Genomic DNA, 19,567 nt, shown 5'->3' with positions numbered 1-19,567 from the left:
GGCGAAGAAAAATCTCGTCGGCGCACTGCATCCGGTTCCAATGGCTACTTTGTGAGACTACGATCACATACGACAGTTCGCCAAGCTGGTAAGGTTGATTGACCTGGGGTCTGCGGCAAATGTCATCTTACGGCGGGATAGCGTTTTGTAGCCAACCTTCTTCCGAACAGTGCTCTCGCCAGCAGGGACGGCGTTTTCTGCATCTGGCCAGGAGCCGTTTGGCGTTCATCCAGCGCATGCACCTACATCGCGCGTGGACGGCAGATCGGCGATGAGTTCCAAGGACGATCCTTTCGGTCCGGCGGGCAAAACGGTCATTCGCCCCAGGCCACGGCGCGAGCAGAAATCGGCGCCAGTTGCTCAGGAACCCGTCCCAGGTGGCAAGCAGCACTCGCCGGTCAAGGATTCAACAGTTTTCGATTCCGGTGTCGGCCGGCACCCGCCACCGGGCTGGACATCCGGAACCGTGATTTATCAAGGCGAAACTCCCGGCGCAGCGGCGGGAGCAGGCTCGTTTGCGGCCACGCCAAAGCTCGCCATGCAGCAGGGAATCCTGCTCGATGCCGCGGACAGCGTCAGCTATTCCGCGGCAAACCCGATCCTCGCCGCGGCCGCGCCCCTGCTGATGCTGTTCGGCCAACTCAGGCTTTTGCCAGTCAAAAGACAAGCGGAGCCGTTGGCGGAGCACGTCGCCGATGAGCTTGAAAAGTTCGACCGGACCATGGAAAAAGCCGGCGTTCCTGAAGAGGATGCCCGGATCGCAAAATTCGCCCTTTGCGAAACCGCTGACGATCTGATCGGCAACCTGCCTTGGCCCAAGAGTGATGACTGGGCGCAGCACAGCATGGTGTCGCGGTTCTTCCACGTCGAACCCACCGGGACGGGCTTCTTCGAAGCGCTGAACAAGGTGCTGGGCACCCCGGAGGCACATTACGATTTGCTCGAATTGATGCATGCCTGCCTGTCATTGGGGTTCGAAGGCCAGTATCGAGGCCTGGGGGGCGAAGACACCGATCTCGAACGCGTCCGACGCGACGTCTACGAGACGCTCCGCTACTTCAGGGCTCGCGCCGACGAAGAGGTCTCGCCGCACTGGCAGGGCCTGGCGGCGACAATGACGAACTCGTCGGCCCGGCTGCCGCTCTGGGTCGTTGCGGCTGCTGCATCGGCGCTGCTCACAGCGGCATTCTTCACGTTGCGGGTCTTCATCACCAACGAGGGCGATGCCGTTGCCGGCCAGCTGCTGGCCCTCAATCCATCGACGCCGGTCACCATCGAACGCGCCAGCGTGGCGCCGTTGGCCGAACCGGTGAAAGTCGCCCCGCCTGTCGCCGCCACCCCCAGCCAGATCGATCGCATCCGTACCGCACTGGCCAAGGATATCGCGCGCGGCGGGCTGACCGTCGGCACGCAGGGCAGGTTCATCGTGGTGGAAATCAACAATCTCCTGCTGTTCCAGTCCGGCAGGGCCGAGATAAAGCCGGAGTTTGGGCCGATAGCCGCTGACATCGCCGCCGCGCTGGAACCCGAGCCCGGACCGATCCGGATCGTCGGCCATACGGACAATATAAAGCCGCGAAAATCGAGCGCGTTCAAATCCAACTTCGACCTTTCCGTCGCCCGGGCGAAGGCGGTCGAAGCAATGATGGCGCCACGGTTCAGCCAGCCTTCGCGGATCACGGTCGAAGGCAAGGGCGAGGACGAGCCGATCGCCGACAATACGACGCCGGAAGGCCGCGCCCAGAATCGCCGTGTCGACGTGATGATCCCCAAGGAGGAGACGTTGTGAGCGCGGCCGGCTGGAAGCGCCCATGACGCGTTGGCTGCTGCGGATATTCAGCGTCATCGCGCTGGCCGGTTTCGCGGCAGCCATCTGGTTTGCCGGGCCCTTGATCCGCTTTGCCGACACCCGCCCGCTCGGCCCCGTCTGGCTGCGTGCCACGATCATAGGCGTCATCCTGACGATCGCGGCGCTCTTCTACGGCTTCCGGTTCTGGCAAATGCGAAAGGCACAGAAAGCGCTCGAGGCGGCAATCGTCCGCAACGACGACAGGGATGGCGACTCGCAAGTGCTCGAGGCCCGCATGAACGAGGCCATTGCGACGCTGAAGCGGTCGAGCGGCAAGCGCAACTTCCTCTATGATATCCCCTGGTACATCATCATCGGCCCCCCCGGTGCAGGCAAGACGACGGCGCTGGTCAATTCGGGCCTGAAATTTCCGCTTGCCGGGTCGGGTGACGCCCAGCCGGTGGCCGGTGTCGGCGGCACACGGTCCTGCGACTGGTGGTTCACCGACGAGGCGGTGCTGATCGACACCGCCGGACGCTACACAACGCAGGATTCGCACGCCGAGAGCGACAAAAAGAGTTGGCTTGCCTTTTTGGCGCTGCTCAAGAGATACCGCACCAGGCAACCGATTAACGGTGTCATCCTGGCCATCAGCCTTGCAGACCTCATTAGCCTCGACGACCAGCAATTGAACGCCCATATCGTCGAGATACGCAGCCGGCTGCGGGAAACATACGAAACGCTGAAAGTCCAGTTTCCGGTCTACCTGCTTTTCACCAAGGCCGACCTTGTCTCCGGCTTCATGGATTATTTTGGCGGGTTCGACGAAACGCGCCGACGCAAGGTGTGGGGCGCGACATTCCAGACCACGGATCGCAACAAGAACATGGTCGGCGAGACTCCAGCCGAGTTCGAGGCACTGGCAAAATGGCTGGCGGAGGAGGTCCCCGACCGGCTGCAGGAGGAGGCTGATCCAGTCGCGCGCATATCTGTCTTCGGCTTTCCGGCGCAGTTTGGTGCGCTGAAGGGACGGATCACCACTTTCGTCGCCAGCCTGTTCGATCCGGCCCGCAGCCAGGTGAATGTCAGCCTGCGTGGATTTTATTTTTCGTCAGGCACGCAGGAAGGAACACCGATTGACCAGGTGCTCGGTGCAATCAGCCGCAGTTTCGGCAGCAATTCCAGAGCCCATCTGTCCGGCACCGGTAAAAGCTTCTTTTTGCACGACCTTCTCACCCGCGTCATTTTTGCGGAGGCCGGGTGGGTTTCATACGACAAATCGGCTGAAAAGCGTGCAGCGATAGCCAGATATGGCGGCCTTGGCATAATCGCATTGATCGCTGCGGTGGCCCTGGGCGCCCTGGCCATGAGCTACACAGCCAACAGGTCGCTGATCGACGCCACCGCGCAGGCGATGAACCAGTATCGCGAGACAGCGGACCCACTGCTCAAAAGCACGACGGTCACCGATGTCGATCTCGAAAACGTCATTGGCCCGCTCGACCAGTTGCGCAATCTGCCGGCAGGGTTCGAAACCGGCGACTTGCCGACGCCGGTCGAGGAGACGTTCGGCCTCAGCCAGCGGGAAAGACTTCTTTCGGCATCCAAGACGGCATACCGGCAAGCCTTGGAGCGCACATTCCGCGCGCGGCTATTGATCCAGGCCGAGCGGACGATCCAGGCCAAGATGGCTGACCCCGCCGCGCTCTATGAACCGTTGAAAATCTATCTGATGCTTGGCGGCAAGGCGCCAAAGGTCGATGACGCGTTGATCGTTTCCTGGATGAGACAGGATTGGGAGCAGAACCGGTATCCGGGCGAAAACAACCGCGAGGGACGGGCGCAGCTCGAAAAGCATCTGCGCGCCATGCTTGCCTTGGATGACGCCTATGATCCGGTTTTCGAACTCAACCGACCGCTTGTCGAATCCGCCCAGCGCTCGCTCGGGCGCATGAGCCTGGCCGATCGCGCCTCCGCATTGATCAAGTCGGCTACATACGCGGCGGCGCTGGACGATTTTTCTGTTTCCGCGAAAGGTGGCCCGGAAGCGCAGTTGCTGTTCGAGCGCATCGACGGCAGCGACCTGGCTGATGTTGGTATTCCCGGCATCTACACCCATGCCGGCTTCAACGACTTCTACCTCGGGCAACTCTCGCGTATCGCGCAGATGCTGGTCGACGATCAATGGGTCCTCGGCGGTGGCGGCGAGCAAGGCGGCATCGATCAGGAACTGCTCAAGCTCGGTCCAGAACTTCTCGATCGCTACGGGAAGGAGTTCACCGCGGCGTGGAACGGCGTTCTCGACGAATTGAGGTTCAAAGCGATGCTGAAGGACAAGCCGCACTATATCGCGCTTTCCGCCGCCGCGTCATCAACATCGCCGATCGACCAGCTTTTTACGGCGATAGCCGACGAGACAGCTCTGACGCAGGAAGCCGGACGCAGCAGAGCCTCCGAGCTAGAATCCGGCGTGGTTCAGAACCAGCCGCAGACGTCTGCGGATATCGCCAAGGGTTTGGCGCGCATCGGCATACAGATTGCCACAGGCAAATCGCAAAGCCGCGCCGGCGCAGGGTCCTCGAGCGCACAGCACCCCGGAGCAAATATCGAAGCGCAGTTCAGATCATTCCAGACGCTGGTGAACGGTCCTGCCGGACGCCGCCCGATCGATGCATTGACCCAGAATTTCCGTGACATTTACCAGAGTCTGCAACTGGCTGCCGATGTTCCTTCGCAGACGGAACGCGTCAACATGAATCTGCAACTGCAGGTATCCACCCTTCGCGCCAATGTCTCGCGTCTGCCCAAGCAACTCGCGCGGATGGTCAACGCGACGGCCGACGAGTTTGAGGGCAACGTCGCCGAAACCTCGGTAGCGAATCTGAACCAGATGCTCGACCAGACGGTGACGCGCGCCTGCGAAGAGGCGGTCAACGGACATTATCCCTTCGCCGGCAATGGCACCGAGGACATCGCAATGGCGGATTTCTCGAAACTGTTCGCTCCGGGCGGGCTGATGGACCGGTTCTTCGCACAGAATCTCGCATCGCTGATCGATATGACCGGCCAGGACTGGAGTTGGAAACAGGATGCGCGCTTCGGGCGCGACCTTCCGAAGTCGACCTTGAAGGACTTCCAGCTTGCTGCCGAGATCCGCAACGCCTTCTTTCCCTCCGGTGGTTCTGTCCCATCGGTGAGCGTGACCTTTACGCCGGTTTCACTGCATGGCGATGCCGATGCGGCAATACTCGACGTCGATGGCCAGATCGTTCAAAGCAACCAGGCAGGCAACACGCCAAGCACGGTGACCTGGCCGAGCGGCGGGACTTCGGCGTCCGCCAGCCTGAGCCTCATGCCGGAAATGCCAGGCCGTGAGTCCGCCATCAAGTTTGACGGTCCATGGGCACTGAAGCGATTGCTGGACAAGGCTGATATCACCAGCACCGGCGGCAATACGGAAGCCCGCTTCGTGATCGGCGGGCGCGATGTCGCCTATACGATCCAGGCCGGTTCGGACCCCAACCCCCTCCTCCTTCCCGCGCTTTCCGGGTTCAGCTGCCCAAAGGCTTTTTGAGATGGCCCTTGAGCTTTCCAGCATGGTGACGCCGCCCATGGGCAACAGGCGCTCGGACGTTGATTTCGATACTCTAATATCCGCGCCTGTGGCAAACTGGCGCGAGCGAGCGCTGAAAAAAGCGCCGCAAAGGACGCCTGCGAAGCGCTTGGTGGCAAATTGAATAATGTCGCCCTTCCCTTTGAAAGCTTCGGCGTCAGCCACAGGGGCTGTGTCCGCGAGCTCAATGAGGACAGCTATCTGGTCGAGCCGGAAACCGGCCTCTGGGTCGTGGCCGACGGAATGGGTGGACATGATGCCGGAGAAGTCGCCTCGGCCAGCATCGTCGATCACCTGGCAACGATCGGCATCGCAAGTTCAGCACCGGATCTTCGCGCGCGCTTCGAGGACCGGCTGAGCCGGGCCAATGCCGAGATCCGCGGGATATCGGAGTCTCGCGGCGTTACCATAGGCTCCACCGTCGCTGCCCTGCTGGCGATGAATGGACGGTACGCCTGCTTATGGGCGGGCGACAGCCGGGTCTATCTGATCCGCAACGCCTCGATCTCGCAGATTTCGAGGGACCATACCGAAGTCCAGGAACTGCTTGACAGGGGCATGATCAGCGCGGCCGAGGCGCTCACCTGGCCGCGCCGCAATGTCATCACACATGCAGTTGGGGTCAGCGACGAGATCGTCATCGATTTCCAGCAAGGCGAAATCATGCCGGGGGACATTTTCGTGTTGAGCACCGATGGGCTGACGGCGCACGTCACCGACGCCGAGATCGAGGCAGCAGTGATGTCCGCGACACCTCAGGCGGCGTGCGAAAACCTGCTGCAAACGGTGCTGGCGCGCGGCGGAACAGACAATGTCACGATTGTGCTGGTGAAGATCGGAGACGGAAGCAACGGGTTCCATCCTGATCCATCCGCGGAGGTTGGAGGCCGATGAGCGCCGACGACAAGACGCGAATATCGCCTGGCCTTGCCAACACCGCCGTCGGCACGCAACTCAGCGGCATCTACGAACTTGACGAGCGGATCGCGTCCGGAGGCATGGGTGAGGTCTATCGCGGCCACAACATCCAGACCGGCGACCACGTCGCGATCAAGATCGTCCTGCCCGAGTTCGCCCGTGATCAGACGATCCTGTCCCTGTTCCGTAAGGAAGCCTCGATCCTCAACCACCTGTCGCACGATGCGGTCGTTCGATATCACGTCTTCACGATCGATCCCGGGATCGCCCGGCCCTACCTTGCCATGGAATTCGTCGACGGTGAATCGCTGTTCGACGTCATGCGACGTGGCGCGATGCGGACGGAAGAAGTGCGCAAGCTCTGCCACCGCCTTGCATCCGGTCTGAGCGCCGTGCACCAGGCAGGAGCAATACACCGCGACCTCTCCCCGGATAACATCATCCTGCCAGGAGGCCGGGTCGACCGTGCGAAGATCATCGACTTCGGCATCGCGCGATCGGCGACCGTCGGCGGGGAGACCCTGATCGGCGGAAAGTTCGCCGGCAAGTACAGCTACGTTTCTCCCGAACAGCTCGGGCTGTTTGGCGGCGACGTCAGCGAACAGTCCGACATCTACAGCCTGGGATTGGTGCTGGCCGCCGCACTGCGCGGAAAACCGATCAACATGGGCGGCTCCCAGTTCGAGATCGTTGAGAAGCGCCGAACTGTGCCGGACCTGTCCGACATCGATGCCGATTTTCGCGACATTGTCGAAGCCATGCTGCAACCGGACCCGCGGGATCGGCCGATCAGCATGGCGGACATCGCCAGGCTGACGCGTGATGACAGCGAGGAGACAACGCCTCCACCGTCCATCAAACCCCGCGACCGGACCGGTCTGCCGCGAACCGCGGGAACCGTCGCGCCCGGTTCCAAAGCCCCGGGGCACGGCTTGCCAACCGCAGCGAAATCAGGGGAACAGCGCTTCGTCCCGCATGTACGGCCGGCGCATCTGTCCGAACCGCGGCCCTCGGCGGCCGCGGATCCTTCGCGCGCGGTCACCGCTGATGCTCGCGGAAAGTCTGCAAGGACCCGAACCTTCGCGATCGCTGGCTTGACGGCGCTGGCTGTGGTGTCTGGCGCAGGCGTCTATCTGAGCGGCTTGATGACGCCTTCCACGCCGGTCGCCGACGATACACCGCTTTTGACACCAGAAGCACCAAAGCCGGCCCCGACGGACAGCGCTGCGAGCCGGCCTGGCAATGAGCCGGCAAAGCAGATTCCATCCCAGCAGCCAAAACCGGACATCGCTACGCCGCCCGTCGACAATCAGGCCGATGCGGCGGCCAGTCAGGAGCCGGAGCCGACACAGCCGGTCAAAGTTCCCCCGCCAACCGAGGAAATCTCGGAGCCATCTGCGGTCGAGACGCAAACGCCACCCGAAGCGGCTCCACCGGCAATTCAGCCGGATGCGGTGACCAGCGACAGCCAGCAGGCCGCTCCGCCGACCGCCGACGTCGCACCTATAGCACCAGCCGAGAAAGCCTCGCCGCCAGCGGTCCAGCCCGATGCCGTGGAAAGCCAGAAGCCTGAGCGACAGGCTGCAGAGGAAGCCAAGGCCAAGGCTGATGCCGAAGCCAGGGCCAAAGCGGAGCGAGAGACCGAAGAGGCGGCGAAAGCACAGGCCGAAGAGGAAGAACGTCGGAACGCGGAGCAGGCTATGCGGATCTTGTCGGAGACGAAGGCCAGGCTCGACGCCGAACGCAAGGCCGCGGAGCAGGCGCCAAAGGCGGCGCTTGCGCCGCAGCAACCGGCTGACAAGCCGCCGGACGACGCAACCGTCGCCTTGAATGTGCCCAGACCGGAAGCTCCGCCGGCCCCTCCCGTCGATGCGATGGCGCAACGGGTCGCCTGGGTGCGCGACTTCAGCGGCGGCGACTGTTTCTATGCGGCGTTGACGTCGGCTACCGACAAGGCTGCCGCGATCGAGGGATTTGGAACCGAGGTCCCGCCTTTCGAGCGAATGATGTACGACTTCCAGGCAAGATTCCAGGTCGAACCGGACATCAGCGTCCGCCTCATTGAACCGGCCCAATGCGAAGTCACCAACTTTCTGCGCATTCTGGACCGGACGGCTGCCGACAAGCCGCAGCTTGTCCTCGATCGGACGTCGGTGCCGAGCGGTTCGCCGATCAGCGGCACGCTGGTGACGGATGGCGGCCTCATTTCCAGCGTGCTGCTGATCGACCACAAGGGTATGGCATTCAACCTCGACGATCGCATCGTGGTGCAATCGGACAAGGCCACGTTCAGCATCCCGACCGGTCTCGGCGCTGCCGACAAGGCGGCCGGCAAGCCCGTGCCGGAGATTATAATGGTCATCACAGGTCGACAGGATATTCAGGCTGCGGCGTTCTCCGAGCCAACACCAGCCTCGGTGCTGCTACCCAAAATTATCGAGGAAATCGAGACCAGCGGATCTGACTTCTCCGCAACGGCACAGTACTTCCGGCTCGGCGGGTAGCATGAACGCCCATGGACCTCCGCCGCTTGCGTTTTTCCTCCCTGCCCGCTGTCCCGCCCAAAAAGCGGCGTGACTTGGTTCGAGCCCTCAAACTTGCGGTCATGTCGGGTGCGGCGCTGCTGGCTCTTCTCTCGACGAACGAAGCGCGTGCCGAATTCACCGTCTGCAACCAGACACTCGACGTGGTCAATCTCGCCGTTGGCCAGAAGGTCGACAATGCGGACCAGACCGACGGCTGGTGGACCATCGGCGCAAATCAATGCGTAAACGTCATCCGCGAGGAACTGGCGAACCGCTACATCTACATCTATGCGACGGACGTCTTTGGTCACGCGATCCTGACCGGGTCGACCGAAATGTGCATCGACCGGCGGCGCTTCTCGATACGCGGCATCGATGAATGCTGGCAGCGTGGCCGTATCGCCGCGCGATTTCTCGAAGTCGATACGCTCGAACAGGTGCGGTGGACCTTTTTCCTGACCGGAAGCAATCCGTGACGCACAGTATCGATACGAGCTTCAGGCTGAAGAAGCAGGCGCGCGCCGCCCTTCGCAGACGCAGGCTGTGGCGCAGGCTCTCTGCCGGTCTGGCTGTGATTGTCCTGCTGTCGATCGCCACCGGCTTTTACCTCACCGCGAACTATTGGTCGTTCGGCGATGAAGACGAGGAGTTGCAGGCGGTCGAAGGAACGGACGATGTGCCGGCCGATGCATCGGTCTATGTGCCTGCCATTATCGATCTCGCAGGCGACCCGATGTGGATCACCCTTGCGCCAGACGCCGGCGCCGCAACGAAAGGCAAAGTGATCCCGCGCCCGGCGGAACTCGATCAGGCCGGAGTTTCTCCCCAGATCGAAATTCTGTCTGACGTGATGCTTAGCGCCAGCGAAAAATTCATGACGACGATACCGTCCACGCAAGAAGATTTCGCATTCTTCCAGGCGCAGCGACAGACCCCGGCGCCGCCATCCAGCGATTTGCAAGACGATCCTCAGCTACTCGAGCCAGGCGAGGCTCCGGTTGCTTCTGGTCCGCAGGCGGATACCGACGACCCCGAAGCAGGCTGGGGCGAAACAATCGCTGCAGGCGAGGCAGCCCTTCCCGCCTTCCAGAAGACCCAGATCGAAAACAATACAAGCGTCGCAATTGTCACGAGCGAATATCAGCGATTCGAGGCTACCGCAGACATTTTCGTAAAGATTCTGAACGACCGCAGTTTGGACAGCGTCGCACTGGATGCGCATTTCCCCACCGAGGACGCCAGGCTGGCAGGCGAAGCCCTGAAGGCGCTTTTCGGTCGGGAAAGCCTTGAGCCGGGTTATGTCGTCGCGATGCGCGGTTTCAGGCCGGCGCGCGAGACGACAGCCATGTCCCTGATGCAGGTTTCCATCTACGCCAAGAACGTATTTGTCGGCACGCTGACGCGCAATGCCGCTGGTGCGTTTGTGTCGGGTGTTGACCCCTGGGTCCGCGAAGATCTGTTCAACTACTCGGGCGCACAAGCGGAAGGCACGCACAAGAGGCAATACCGACTGCTCGACGCAATCTATTCGACCGCGGCACGTAATAATGTTCCAACCGGCGTGATCGGAGAAGCGATCATGTATCTTTCCAGAGGACAGGATCTGGATGCCTTCGCCAGCCAGGACCAGCGTCTGGTGCTGATCTATTCGCAAAGGCCACGTGGCAAGGAAGAGACTGCGGGACGGGTGTTGTATGTAGGTGTCCAGGGTAGCGAAAAGAGCCTCGACTGTTTCGTCTTCCAGCAGAGCGACGGCCAGTTTGCATGCGTTAGCGGTGACGATCAGGTTCGCTCGCTGACGGTCACCAACGGCATGGTCACGCCGGTCAACGGGGTCATGACGTCCACCTTCGGTCCGCGAAAACACCCGATCCTCGGAACCGTCCGGATCCACAAGGGTGTGGATTGGGCAGCACCTCTGGGTACACCGATTGCAGCCGCTTTCGACGGCGAAATCGTCTTTCAGGGCGATGGAAAAGGATACGGCAATCTGGTGAAGATCTCGCACGGAAACGGGAGCGAGACGCGCTATGCGCATATGCAGAGGTTCGCGATCAAGAACGGTGTCGGCACGAAGGTGAAGGCGGGCGATATCATTGGCTATATCGGCACCACCGGCCTTTCGACCGGACCGCACCTGCATTTCGAACTTTATCGGAGCGGCGAGGCCGTCAATCCCCTGGGCACGGTTACCACAATCGCAACGGACGATTCCGCCGTCGAAACGCTGACCGACCGTATCGTTCATGTCGAAAGTGGCGGCAGCGCCCGCGCCAAGAACCCCCTTTCTTCAGCGACCGGCGCCGGTCAGTTCATAACAAAGACCTGGATCAGAATGATGAATACATATCGCCCCGAACTTGCGCGGACATTGTCGACCGCCGACCTGCTCGCTCTGCGCTACGACGCTACGATCTCGCGCGAGATGGTCAGCAATCTGGCGCGCGAAGGCGAGGCCTATCTTCGGGCGCGCGGCCACCAGATCACGGCCGGCCGGCTCTATCTCTGCCATTTCCTGGGAATGGAAGGCGCGCATCAAGTGTTGTCGGCGTCGGGTTCGGCGCAATTGAGTGCCGTGCTCGGGTCGGCCGTCATTCAAGCCAACCCATTTCTCACCGGCAAGACCGCCAGCTATGTCGTGAGCTGGGCCGAACGGAAAATGGGTCGGAAGCTGAGCCAGCCAACGACTGGCGCAGGCCAGCAGACAACGACGACGCAAGTCCGCCAGACATCGCCGGAGTTCGAAAAGTACAAGCAGGCAATCACGGCCGTCATAAGCTCGGTTCAGAATACCCTTTGAACCTGCCTCTCGCGGCGCGCGGGTTTCGCCGTATCGGACCCTTTCAACCAAAACTGTGGCCGGGATCACATACGCCCAAGAGCCATTTTGGCAGAAGCGACTACGTCGCTGATGAAACTCAGCATGCACAGACACCAATGGTGTGCGCCAAAGGCGCGGAGGGCTGGTCCATGCAAGCATTCGCCGTCTTTCTGAGCGGGTTTATCCTGTTCATCATCGCCTCGCTTGACGCCGAGGCTGCCACGCCCGATGCCAAACGCGTGGCGCTGGTCATCGGCAACAGCAAATACGTGCATGCCGTTGCCTTGCCCAATCCGGCCAACGATGCGCACCTCATCGCATCCACCCTGCGCAATGCCGGCTTCCAGGTGATCGAAGGGGTCGATCAGGACAATGCAGGCATGCACAGCCTCATCAGCCGGTTTACCGAGCAATCCTATGACGCCGATCTCGCCGTCGTATTTTATGCCGGGCACGGTATGCAGGTCGACGGCAAGAATTTCCTGATACCGGTCGACGCCGAGTTGACATCGCCCGCTTATCTCAAGACCCGCACCATTCAGATCGACGACTTCATGGCAGCGCTGCCGCCCGAGCCGGCGGTCGGGGTCATTATCCTCGATGCCTGCCGCGACAATCCGCTGGCAAGGACGCTGGCCGCCTCGATGCCTAAGAGCCGCTCCACCTCGTTCGGCGCCGGTCTGGCGCCGGTTGAAGCAAAATCGGAGGGCGTTGGAACCGGCGGCATTCTGATTGCCTATGCAACGGATCCAGGCGCCATCGCTTTCGACGGCAACGGCGTCAACAGCCCTTATTCCACGGCGTTAGCCAGGCACCTGACTGAGCCCGGCGTTGAAATCCAGAGCGCGCTGACGCGTGTGCGCGGCCAGGTGACCGAAACGACGCAGGGCCGCCAGAGACCTTGGCACAACGCATCGCTGGGCCGCGAGGTCTTCATGGGACAATCCGTTGCGCAAGCGGTGCCTGTCGTAAAACCTGCCGCCGACGTATCTGGCGCAGCTGCGACCGCGACCCCCGCCCCTGCAACCAGCGAGCCTCCTTCCTGGGAGGTCGAGCAGCGCCTGTGGGATGAAGCTTCGAAGCGCAATTCCGTTCCGTTCTACGAAGCCTATCTCGACCAGTTTCCCAACGGCCGCTTTGCCACTGTGGCACGGCTGAACATCGACCAGCTGAAGGAGCCGAAAGCCGAAGACCAGCAGGTCGCGGCGGTCGATGAGGACGAGGCGAATGCCAATTCCGGCTCGGCCGTTCGCACCTCCATTGGTGTTTCGGACGAGGCGAAGCAGACCCCGGGTACCGAGTTGACAGAAAGTGCGATCGGTCTCGATCGCGAAGGCCGCATCGATCTGCAATTGCGCATCGAAGCCTTGGGCAACGAACTCGGCCGTATCGACGGAAACATAGGTCCGCAGACCCGCCAGGCTATCGGCGTCTGGCAAGCGAAGAGCGGTCTGCCGCGGACCGATTTCTTGACGCGCGAGCAACTGGCGTTCCTGGTGATCCAGACCGATCCAATGATGGCCACGGTGCGCGCCAGACATGCCGCAGATCAGGCCCGTGCAGCGCAGCCGAAAAAACAGGTGCAGAAGGCCCGCGCACAAAAGCCCGTGGCACAGAAAGCCCGGACACAAAAGCCGGTGGCGGCACACAAGCCTCGCAAACAACAGCAGGTCGTGCAGAAAAAGCGCTACCGCGAGGTGGTTCGACGGGACGCCCCCCCGCCGCGGGACAACAGCGACTTCCTGACCAAGGCGTTGATTTTCGGCACCGGCGTTGCGGTAGGTGGCGTGCTCAACAACAACTGACAAGCCTGCGTTTCAAGCCTGTTCGACACCTGAGCAGGGGCCTGACGCACACCAGCTATTCAGTTCTTATCCGCATTTCCACCCGGCGGTTGGCCGGATTGTAGGGGTCGGGGTTGCGTGGATGCGTTTCGCCCAGGCCGATTGCCTTGATGCGGGCAGCGTCGACGCCATTGGACATGAGGAAGGCGGTCACCGATTGTGCTCTTCGTTCCGACAGCCCCTCATTGTAGTGAGCCGAACCGGAAGCGTCGGTGTAGCCCTCAACGACAAAACTCAGCGTGCTCAGCCGGTTATCATTGAGCGCCTTGGCGAACTCGCCGAGTTCGGTGCGCGCAGTTGTATCGAGTTCCGCGGAATCCAGGCCGAAATTGATCAGCATATCGATGCTGGTTCTTTCGGCGGGTGCTTCCTTCTTGTTGCTCTTGCATTCGTCTTCGGTGCCGACACAAACCCCACGCGACGGGCCGAATTCGCTCGCCCCTTCGAAAAACTTCACGATGTCTTCTGATTTCTGAAGCGGATCAGCGGAAGCATGTGTCGAAGAAAGCGCTACCGCCAAGACAAAGGCTGAACCCCACAACTTCACAACGGCACTCCTGTTTTGAGCATCCGATTTCGCCAACTTGGACTATACCAAATTGCGAAGCGATTGTCTGTCATAAACGTTGAGCATTTGGGCGATCAACGGCGGTTGCCACCTTGCCCTGGACTGAGGCTTGACCCGCGCCTCGTCCAGCGCTTCAGTACCAATTGTTCCCCAGGTGAAAGCGTGGTGGCCATGGCTTATGAGCTTCGATTCAAAACGGCGCGGGATCTTTTCATGGCCTGTCCCGCTGTTGCCGGGGACATGGTAGCACCTCCAACCGAACAGCCTTCAATCGAGTTTTGCCGCACTCTCCTTGCCGGACGAGTGCCCGAGGAGGCGATTACGTTCTGTGCCTATCTCCTGCCTGAGCGGGCTGCGATCTGGTGGGCGCATGAGTGCCTGAGCCACCTGACCGATCTGCTCGATAGCGGGGATCAGGAGTTGCTCGCGCTCGTTCACGACTGGGTCGGCCAACCCGATAGTCCTTACCATGGCGCGGAAGTGAGCAAGGCCGCGGCAATGCCGCCGACAACGCCGGCTGCCTGGATTGCCCTGGCCGCAGGATGGCACGGCAACGGTGCGGCTGCGGACATGGCCGCGGCATCGCATTTGCGATCATTTCCCGCCGCCCATGCGGTCAATGCGGGAGTTCTGGCCGGACTGGCGCGCGTTGCATTGGCGGACCGCTTTTCGGTTCTTTCCGCGTTTGTCGAAATGGGCATCCAGATGGCAGAGATCGAGGCGCTGCGCCAATCAGCGGATGCATACTAATGCATCTCGCGTTTGACCGGTCTCACTTTAGGTTGTTGTTTTGTGCACGTCGTGCGGCATCCTCCGACCCTCGTCGTGTTGCGCAGCTTTCGTAAAAAATGAAACGGAAGCCAGCTCAGCTGTGCGCCGAGATACCGCCGCTATCGAGGCCATCACCAGCCGCCGCCCCCTCCCCCGCCACTGCCACCCAGGGGAGCGATGACAGGTGGCGCAGACTCCTCCTCAACCGGCTCGATCACCTTTTTCTTGACCACCCGTTTGGGAGCCGCCTTGACAACCTTCTGCTCGACAGGTGGCCTGCGAACAATCTTCTGCTCGACGGGTACCCTGCGAACGACCTTCGGCGGTGACGTCTCCACCAGCGGCGTCGGTTCGGGTGGCATCAAATACGTGCAGCCTGTGAGCGCCGCAAGGACGCCGAAGAGAGTTGTTCCGATGATCGCCTGCTTCAATACTCTGCCCACCATTGCCTCCTTGTTGATCAGAACAAATCCCGACGCGGATTGGCTTGCTCCCAGACCGCCCTGGCCGCCTTGACCAGTTGCGTGTCGATAGAACCGCTTGACGGAATCTTCGACTTGAGTTCCCCACGCAGTTGCTTCAACGCAGCCGTTTTCGCCTTCGTTCCGAACTTGGCCAGCGTTGTCTGGGCGTCCGGCAACTCGTTGCGAAGATCGAGCGCGACTGTGAATGCCAGGAAACGCACGGCGACGGCTTGGTCGGCATTGTCGCCCTTCTGCATCTCGAGGGCCGCGCGATCATATGCACCGGATTGATCGCCCCGCGCGGTCGCCAGCTCAAATAGGCGTTGCGCTTCATCAAGGTTCTGCTGCACGCCGAGGCCATCTCGATACATGCGCCCAAGGCTGGCTGGAGCGTAGGGCTGGCCAAGATCGATGGCCTTCTGGAATAGCGCCTGCGCCGCCTTCGGATCCTTTTCGACACCTTTGCCGCTGAGGTAGTTGCGACCGAGCAGGTTCATCGAATACATGTCCTGTCGCTCGACACCGGCATTCAAGAAAGCAACGGCGCGGACCGGATCGACGGGCGCACCATTGCGGCCTTCGGTGAAGATCGCGGCGAGATCGTTCATGGCATAGGTATGCCCCATCGCTGCCGCCTTCAGCAGCAGGTCCAGCCCCTTGGCCGTGTCGCGCTGAGCGCCGAGACCGTTGAACAAGGCACGACCCCACGCCGTCATCCCATAGGGATCGCCTTTGTCAGATGCCACTGAGTAGAAGTCGTTTGCCTTCTCGGGATCGACGTCCATCCCTATTCCAGACGAGGCGATATAGCCAAGTTCGAACACGGCGCGCACGTGCCCCCTGTCGGCAGCCTGTTGGATGGCTTTCCTGGCCTGCTCGACCTTGCCCGCCGCAAGCAGCGCGCGCCCCAGCTCATAGCGGAAGCGGGCGACATCGGGATACGCCTTGACCGCATCCTCGCAGAGCTTCACCGCGTCGGCGCCGATTTCATTTGGCAGCAGGCCGGGGACGACGCCCTGCAGGTCGAGGGGTTCACCGGCAGCCGAGTCGCAGGGATCGACGGTAGGCGATAGTTTCATCGTGGCGGGCTTGGATGCGGCGCTGCCCGCCCGGATTTCGAAGGCGACCTCGACCGTTTTGCCAGCTCCGATCTGGGGCTCATAGCGCAGCCGGTCGACCTCATCAGCCATCAGGCTGGAGTCGGGCGACAGGATCCGATCCGGCAGGGATAGCGTTCCCGTTGCCGGATAGCTGGCAACTTTCAGGCTGACCGCAGGGTCCTGTGTCGGGAAATTCAGATTCAGCGGAATCGGGCCGACGCCGACCGGAATGTCGATCTCCCGGTCTTCGATCGCCTCGGCGGCGCCGGTGATATGGATGCCCCGCTCCAGCACCTGCTGCTTCTGCTCGGCCTCGAGCGAAGCCATCACCTGTTCACCCTGGGCGCCTTCGCCGCTCTTGATCCGGAACACCAGCATGCCCCGGGCTTCGCCGCCCCAATTGTCGCGTGCGGCATAGGCCAGCATGTCCATCTCTTCCGGCTCGCCGGTTCCCTTTGGGACATCCATCTGCAAACGCGGCAGGTCCTTGCCCTGGATAAGTTCTCCCGCCTCGACGACCTTGCCGTCCAGCATCAGGCGGCCGAGCGTGGGCGGTCTTTCGATGCTGACCGTGATTGTCCCGCCGTCGATCTCGACCGGTTCGGGGAGATCCAGACCGACGGGGCCAGCCCCTGACAGCACGACCTTCTCCAGCACCGGCGGCAGCGATGGGCGGCTGCTTCGACGCATCAGAACGACGTCGTCGATCAGCGAAGAGTTCTCCCAGGGAACCTGCAGGCCCTTTGTCGCCTCAACCACATCCCGGCGCACGGCCGACATGACGGTGCGAATCTCCTGGTTGGGGGCCAGCGCGCGACGAGCAAACGCCGAGGAGAAAGGACTGAGGTCGCCGGCGCCGTCATAGGCAACGGCGCCGGGTTCGGTGGCAAACGCGATCAGCGTGTTCAGCGAGCTTCTTACTTGCGCAAGGCCGGTGCCGCTGGCGACAACAAGCTGGTCCCTCAGCCAATAATCCTTGCGCGGGAATGGATTGTTGCGACAGGCATCGAGAATGATCACCTGGATTTTCGACTTCGAACGCATCTGCTGCAGCACGTCGTTCAGCTTGATTGCCTGGACCTCGACATCGGCCGGCTGTTTCAGCGACGCGTCCACCGGGATCAGGAAATTTTCGCCGCCGATCTGAAAGCCGTGACCGGAATAGTAGACGACGGCGACATCGGCGCCATCCACGGCGGCCAGATAGTTGCGGAACTGGTCTTCGAACTGCAGCTTGGTGAGATTGCTCGCAACGAACACCTCGAAACCAGCCTGCCGAAACGTATCGGATACGTCCACAACATCCTTGGCCGGGTTCTTGAGGGCCGAGATTTCCCGGTAGTCGGAATTGCCGATGACAAAGGCAACTCTTCGTTCGAGCGCGGACGCGTCGAAGGCCGCAAGGCTTGCGATGATGAAGGCTACAACGAAGCCGCAACGTCGGAGCATGTCATATCCCTTAACCGCTGTTACCTGATGACCACAAGAATACAACTTGCGGTATCAAAGTCCGTTAGAGAGCATGCAACCTGCCGAGACACGACCCGGGAGAAACGCCGCCACGACAGCGGACAAGCCCTCACCTGATCAATTGCTAAATTACATCAGAGGTGAGGTGTCTGCAATGTATGTCACACAGGCTCGCCATTTCGGCTATTAGAACCCGTGGTCGCGCTGGGGTCGGCTGCCGTAACGATATTGTGGTTAATTGCAGGACTGAAACAAGCGTCGCCGGAAATCCTGACGCGGCGGCCGGCCAAGGGCGAGCAGGAAGCGTAAGCAATCCTGACAAACTGCTCCGATAGTCGAGCCAAAGCTACGTCACTGGAAAATGCCTATGATGCGTCGCGCCGATTTGCGGTATCGGATGCAAAGGCGGTACCGTATTTGCTCGGGTCAATAGGCCCCCAAATCCTCTTGATTATAGCCAGTATGAGTAAAGTAAAATTTATGCAACGACCTGGAAAGCAGTCCGAAAGCAGGCGGTCGCGACGGAAGTCGACGTGCATGCCATCGCTCTCTGCCTCGAGCACGAGCCCACGTTGCGAGATCAATTCCTAGGGAGATAGTCAATGGCTCGCAATAGATCGCAAGAAACTCGCACATCGAAACCCAATGATGGCGTGGTCGTCCAAGGCGACAAGCGCAACGCACAAGACATTATCGGATTAATTATCGACCAGCAGTCACAGTTCTCCAAAACAAACCGCCGGATTGCACACGCGATTCTGAGCGAGCCGCATAGCTTTGCCGAAAAGCCCATCGAGGAGCTCACCACCTGGCTCCATGTATCGGCGCCAACCGTCACCCGGTTTTCCCGCATGCTGGGGTGTGACGGCCTAAAGGATCTCAAGCTTAAGATCATGGGATCGGTGCGTGTCGGCATCCGTTATCTCGAACCCCAGACGCCGCCCGGATCCATCGCCGAGGTTGCGGAGCGCGTCAGCAAACGGGCACAGAAAACCATTGCGGATATGCATCACAACGTCGATCTCGAACGCGCTCAGGCGGTGGTCGACAAGATCAGTGTCTGTCACACGCTCTACGCATTCGGCAGCGGCGGCGTCTCCTCATGGCTCATCGAGGAAATCCAGAACCGCTTTTTCCGGCTGGGCATACGTGTCATTCCCTGTAACGATCACCAGATGCAATTCATGCTGGCGACAAGCGTGGAACGCACGGACGTCGTCATCTGCTGTTCGCTCACGGGCGCCAATAGCGAGCTTGAGAAGGCCGTATCCGTCGCTCGCGAATACGGAGCGATAACGATTGCCCTGACCCCAAGCGGAACACCTCTCGCCGCCGCGGTGGATGAGCTGCTGCCCATCAACGCCCCCCCCGACGAAGATATTCTGAGCCCGGCGTCAATCCGCTACGCTTACATGATCGCGATCGATATCATCTCCTACGGCGTCGCCATCGCACGTAAGAACGCAGGCCGGGAAAAACTTCGCCGCCTCAAGCAGCAGCTGGCGATCGCGCGCGATGAGGCTCAGACCCAACCTCTGTGCGACTGACCCGAAAAGATGTCTATTTTTTGCTTTTTCGATCAAAAGTCAGCTTAAAAAATGGTCACCTGCTCAAAACTGGCGGATAAATGATCCGAAAATAAAAATTTTGTTGGACAGCTCCAAAAAATTTTGCATAGTTACCC

The 19,567-nt window shown here is 60.9% G+C and carries 12 protein-coding genes; 9 read left to right on the top strand and 3 right to left on the bottom strand.

Going from position 1 to position 19,567, the window contains the following annotated elements; genetic code table 11:
- Positions 1–271 precede the first annotated feature (271 nt).
- From tssL to C9427_RS08080, 7 genes are all read left to right on the top strand, one after another.
- Positions 272–1,789: a type VI secretion system protein TssL, long form gene (gene tssL, locus C9427_RS08110; RefSeq protein ID WP_107648614.1), complete on the top strand. Its 1,518-nt coding sequence runs from the start codon at positions 272–274 to the stop codon at positions 1,787–1,789.
- 22 nt (positions 1,790–1,811) lie between these two features.
- Positions 1,812–5,363, top strand: a complete 3,552-nt coding sequence (tssM, locus tag C9427_RS08105) for a type VI secretion system membrane subunit TssM (RefSeq protein ID WP_107648613.1) — start codon at positions 1,812–1,814, stop codon at positions 5,361–5,363.
- A gap of 159 nt (positions 5,364–5,522) precedes the next feature.
- On the top strand, positions 5,523–6,296 hold the full coding sequence (locus C9427_RS08100; protein ID WP_107648612.1) for a PP2C family protein-serine/threonine phosphatase: 774 nt from the start codon (positions 5,523–5,525) through the stop codon (positions 6,294–6,296).
- Positions 6,293–8,824 carry a serine/threonine-protein kinase gene (locus tag C9427_RS08095; protein ID WP_107648611.1) on the top strand — a complete coding sequence of 844 codons (2,532 nt, stop codon included), beginning with the start codon at positions 6,293–6,295 and terminating at the stop codon, positions 8,822–8,824. Before C9427_RS08100 ends, C9427_RS08095 begins: the two co-directional genes overlap by 4 nt.
- Positions 8,825–8,925: 101 nt before the next feature.
- Positions 8,926–9,321: a DUF1036 domain-containing protein gene (locus C9427_RS08090; RefSeq protein ID WP_107648610.1), complete on the top strand. Its 396-nt coding sequence runs from the start codon at positions 8,926–8,928 to the stop codon at positions 9,319–9,321.
- Positions 9,318–11,645 (top strand): M23 family metallopeptidase, encoded by a 2,328-nt coding sequence (locus C9427_RS08085; RefSeq protein ID WP_107648609.1) that lies wholly within the window; start codon positions 9,318–9,320, stop codon positions 11,643–11,645. The genes C9427_RS08090 and C9427_RS08085 overlap by 4 nt, the downstream gene beginning before the upstream one ends.
- A gap of 170 nt (positions 11,646–11,815) precedes the next feature.
- The gene (locus tag C9427_RS08080; RefSeq protein ID WP_107648744.1) at positions 11,816–13,471 is read left to right on the top strand and encodes a caspase family protein; all 1,656 of its coding nucleotides are present in this window, start codon (positions 11,816–11,818) and stop codon (positions 13,469–13,471) included.
- Positions 13,472–13,526: 55 nt separating this feature from the next.
- Here C9427_RS08080 and C9427_RS08075 read toward each other — a convergent pair whose 3' ends face one another.
- Positions 13,527–14,057, bottom strand: coding sequence for an OmpA family protein (locus C9427_RS08075; RefSeq protein WP_107648608.1), 531 nt, complete (start codon positions 14,055–14,057; stop codon positions 13,527–13,529).
- 192 nt (positions 14,058–14,249) lie between these two features.
- Here C9427_RS08075 and C9427_RS08070 point away from each other — a divergent pair, with 192 nt between their 5' ends.
- Positions 14,250–14,828 (top strand): DUF6931 family protein, encoded by a 579-nt coding sequence (locus tag C9427_RS08070; RefSeq protein ID WP_107648607.1) that lies wholly within the window; start codon positions 14,250–14,252, stop codon positions 14,826–14,828.
- A 152-nt stretch (positions 14,829–14,980) separates the two neighbouring features.
- Here the strand turns inward: C9427_RS08070 and C9427_RS08065 are convergent, their stop codons facing one another.
- A complete protein-coding gene (locus C9427_RS08065) occupies positions 14,981–15,295 on the bottom strand; it encodes a hypothetical protein (RefSeq protein ID WP_107648606.1) in 315 nt (104 codons plus the stop codon).
- Between the two features lie 14 nt (positions 15,296–15,309).
- Positions 15,310–17,862, bottom strand: a complete 2,553-nt coding sequence (locus C9427_RS08060; RefSeq protein ID WP_107648605.1) for a caspase family protein — start codon at positions 17,860–17,862, stop codon at positions 15,310–15,312.
- Positions 17,863–18,485: 623 nt separating this feature from the next.
- Here C9427_RS08060 and C9427_RS08055 point away from each other — a divergent pair.
- Positions 18,486–19,430, top strand: coding sequence for a MurR/RpiR family transcriptional regulator (locus C9427_RS08055; RefSeq protein ID WP_107648604.1), 945 nt, complete (start codon positions 18,486–18,488; stop codon positions 19,428–19,430).
- The last annotated feature ends 137 nt before the right edge of the window (positions 19,431–19,567 follow it).

Source organism: Mesorhizobium helmanticense (assembly GCF_003034915.1).
Taxonomy (GTDB): Bacteria; Pseudomonadota; Alphaproteobacteria; order Rhizobiales; family Rhizobiaceae; genus Mesorhizobium; species Mesorhizobium helmanticense.
The sequence above is the reverse complement of the archived record's forward strand: the minus strand, read 5'-3'. Positions and strand labels throughout refer to the sequence as shown.

Excerpts from the sequence above, each read along its gene's own strand:
- tssL (WP_107648614.1), top strand. The coding sequence starts at position 272 with ATGAGTTCCAAGGACGATCCTTTCGGTCCGGCGGGCAAAACGGTCATT.
- tssM (WP_107648613.1), top strand. The coding sequence starts at position 1,812 with ATGACGCGTTGGCTGCTGCGGATATTCAGCGTCATCGCGCTGGCCGGT.
- C9427_RS08095 (WP_107648611.1), top strand. The coding sequence starts at position 6,293 with ATGAGCGCCGACGACAAGACGCGAATATCGCCTGGCCTTGCCAACACC.
- C9427_RS08090 (WP_107648610.1), top strand. The coding sequence starts at position 8,926 with ATGTCGGGTGCGGCGCTGCTGGCTCTTCTCTCGACGAACGAAGCGCGT.
- C9427_RS08080 (WP_107648744.1), top strand. The coding sequence starts at position 11,816 with ATGCAAGCATTCGCCGTCTTTCTGAGCGGGTTTATCCTGTTCATCATC.
- C9427_RS08070 (WP_107648607.1), top strand. The coding sequence starts at position 14,250 with ATGGCTTATGAGCTTCGATTCAAAACGGCGCGGGATCTTTTCATGGCC.
- C9427_RS08065 (WP_107648606.1), bottom strand. The coding sequence starts at position 15,295 with ATGGTGGGCAGAGTATTGAAGCAGGCGATCATCGGAACAACTCTCTTC.
- C9427_RS08060 (WP_107648605.1), bottom strand. The coding sequence starts at position 17,862 with ATGCTCCGACGTTGCGGCTTCGTTGTAGCCTTCATCATCGCAAGCCTT.
- C9427_RS08055 (WP_107648604.1), top strand. The coding sequence starts at position 18,486 with ATGGCTCGCAATAGATCGCAAGAAACTCGCACATCGAAACCCAATGAT.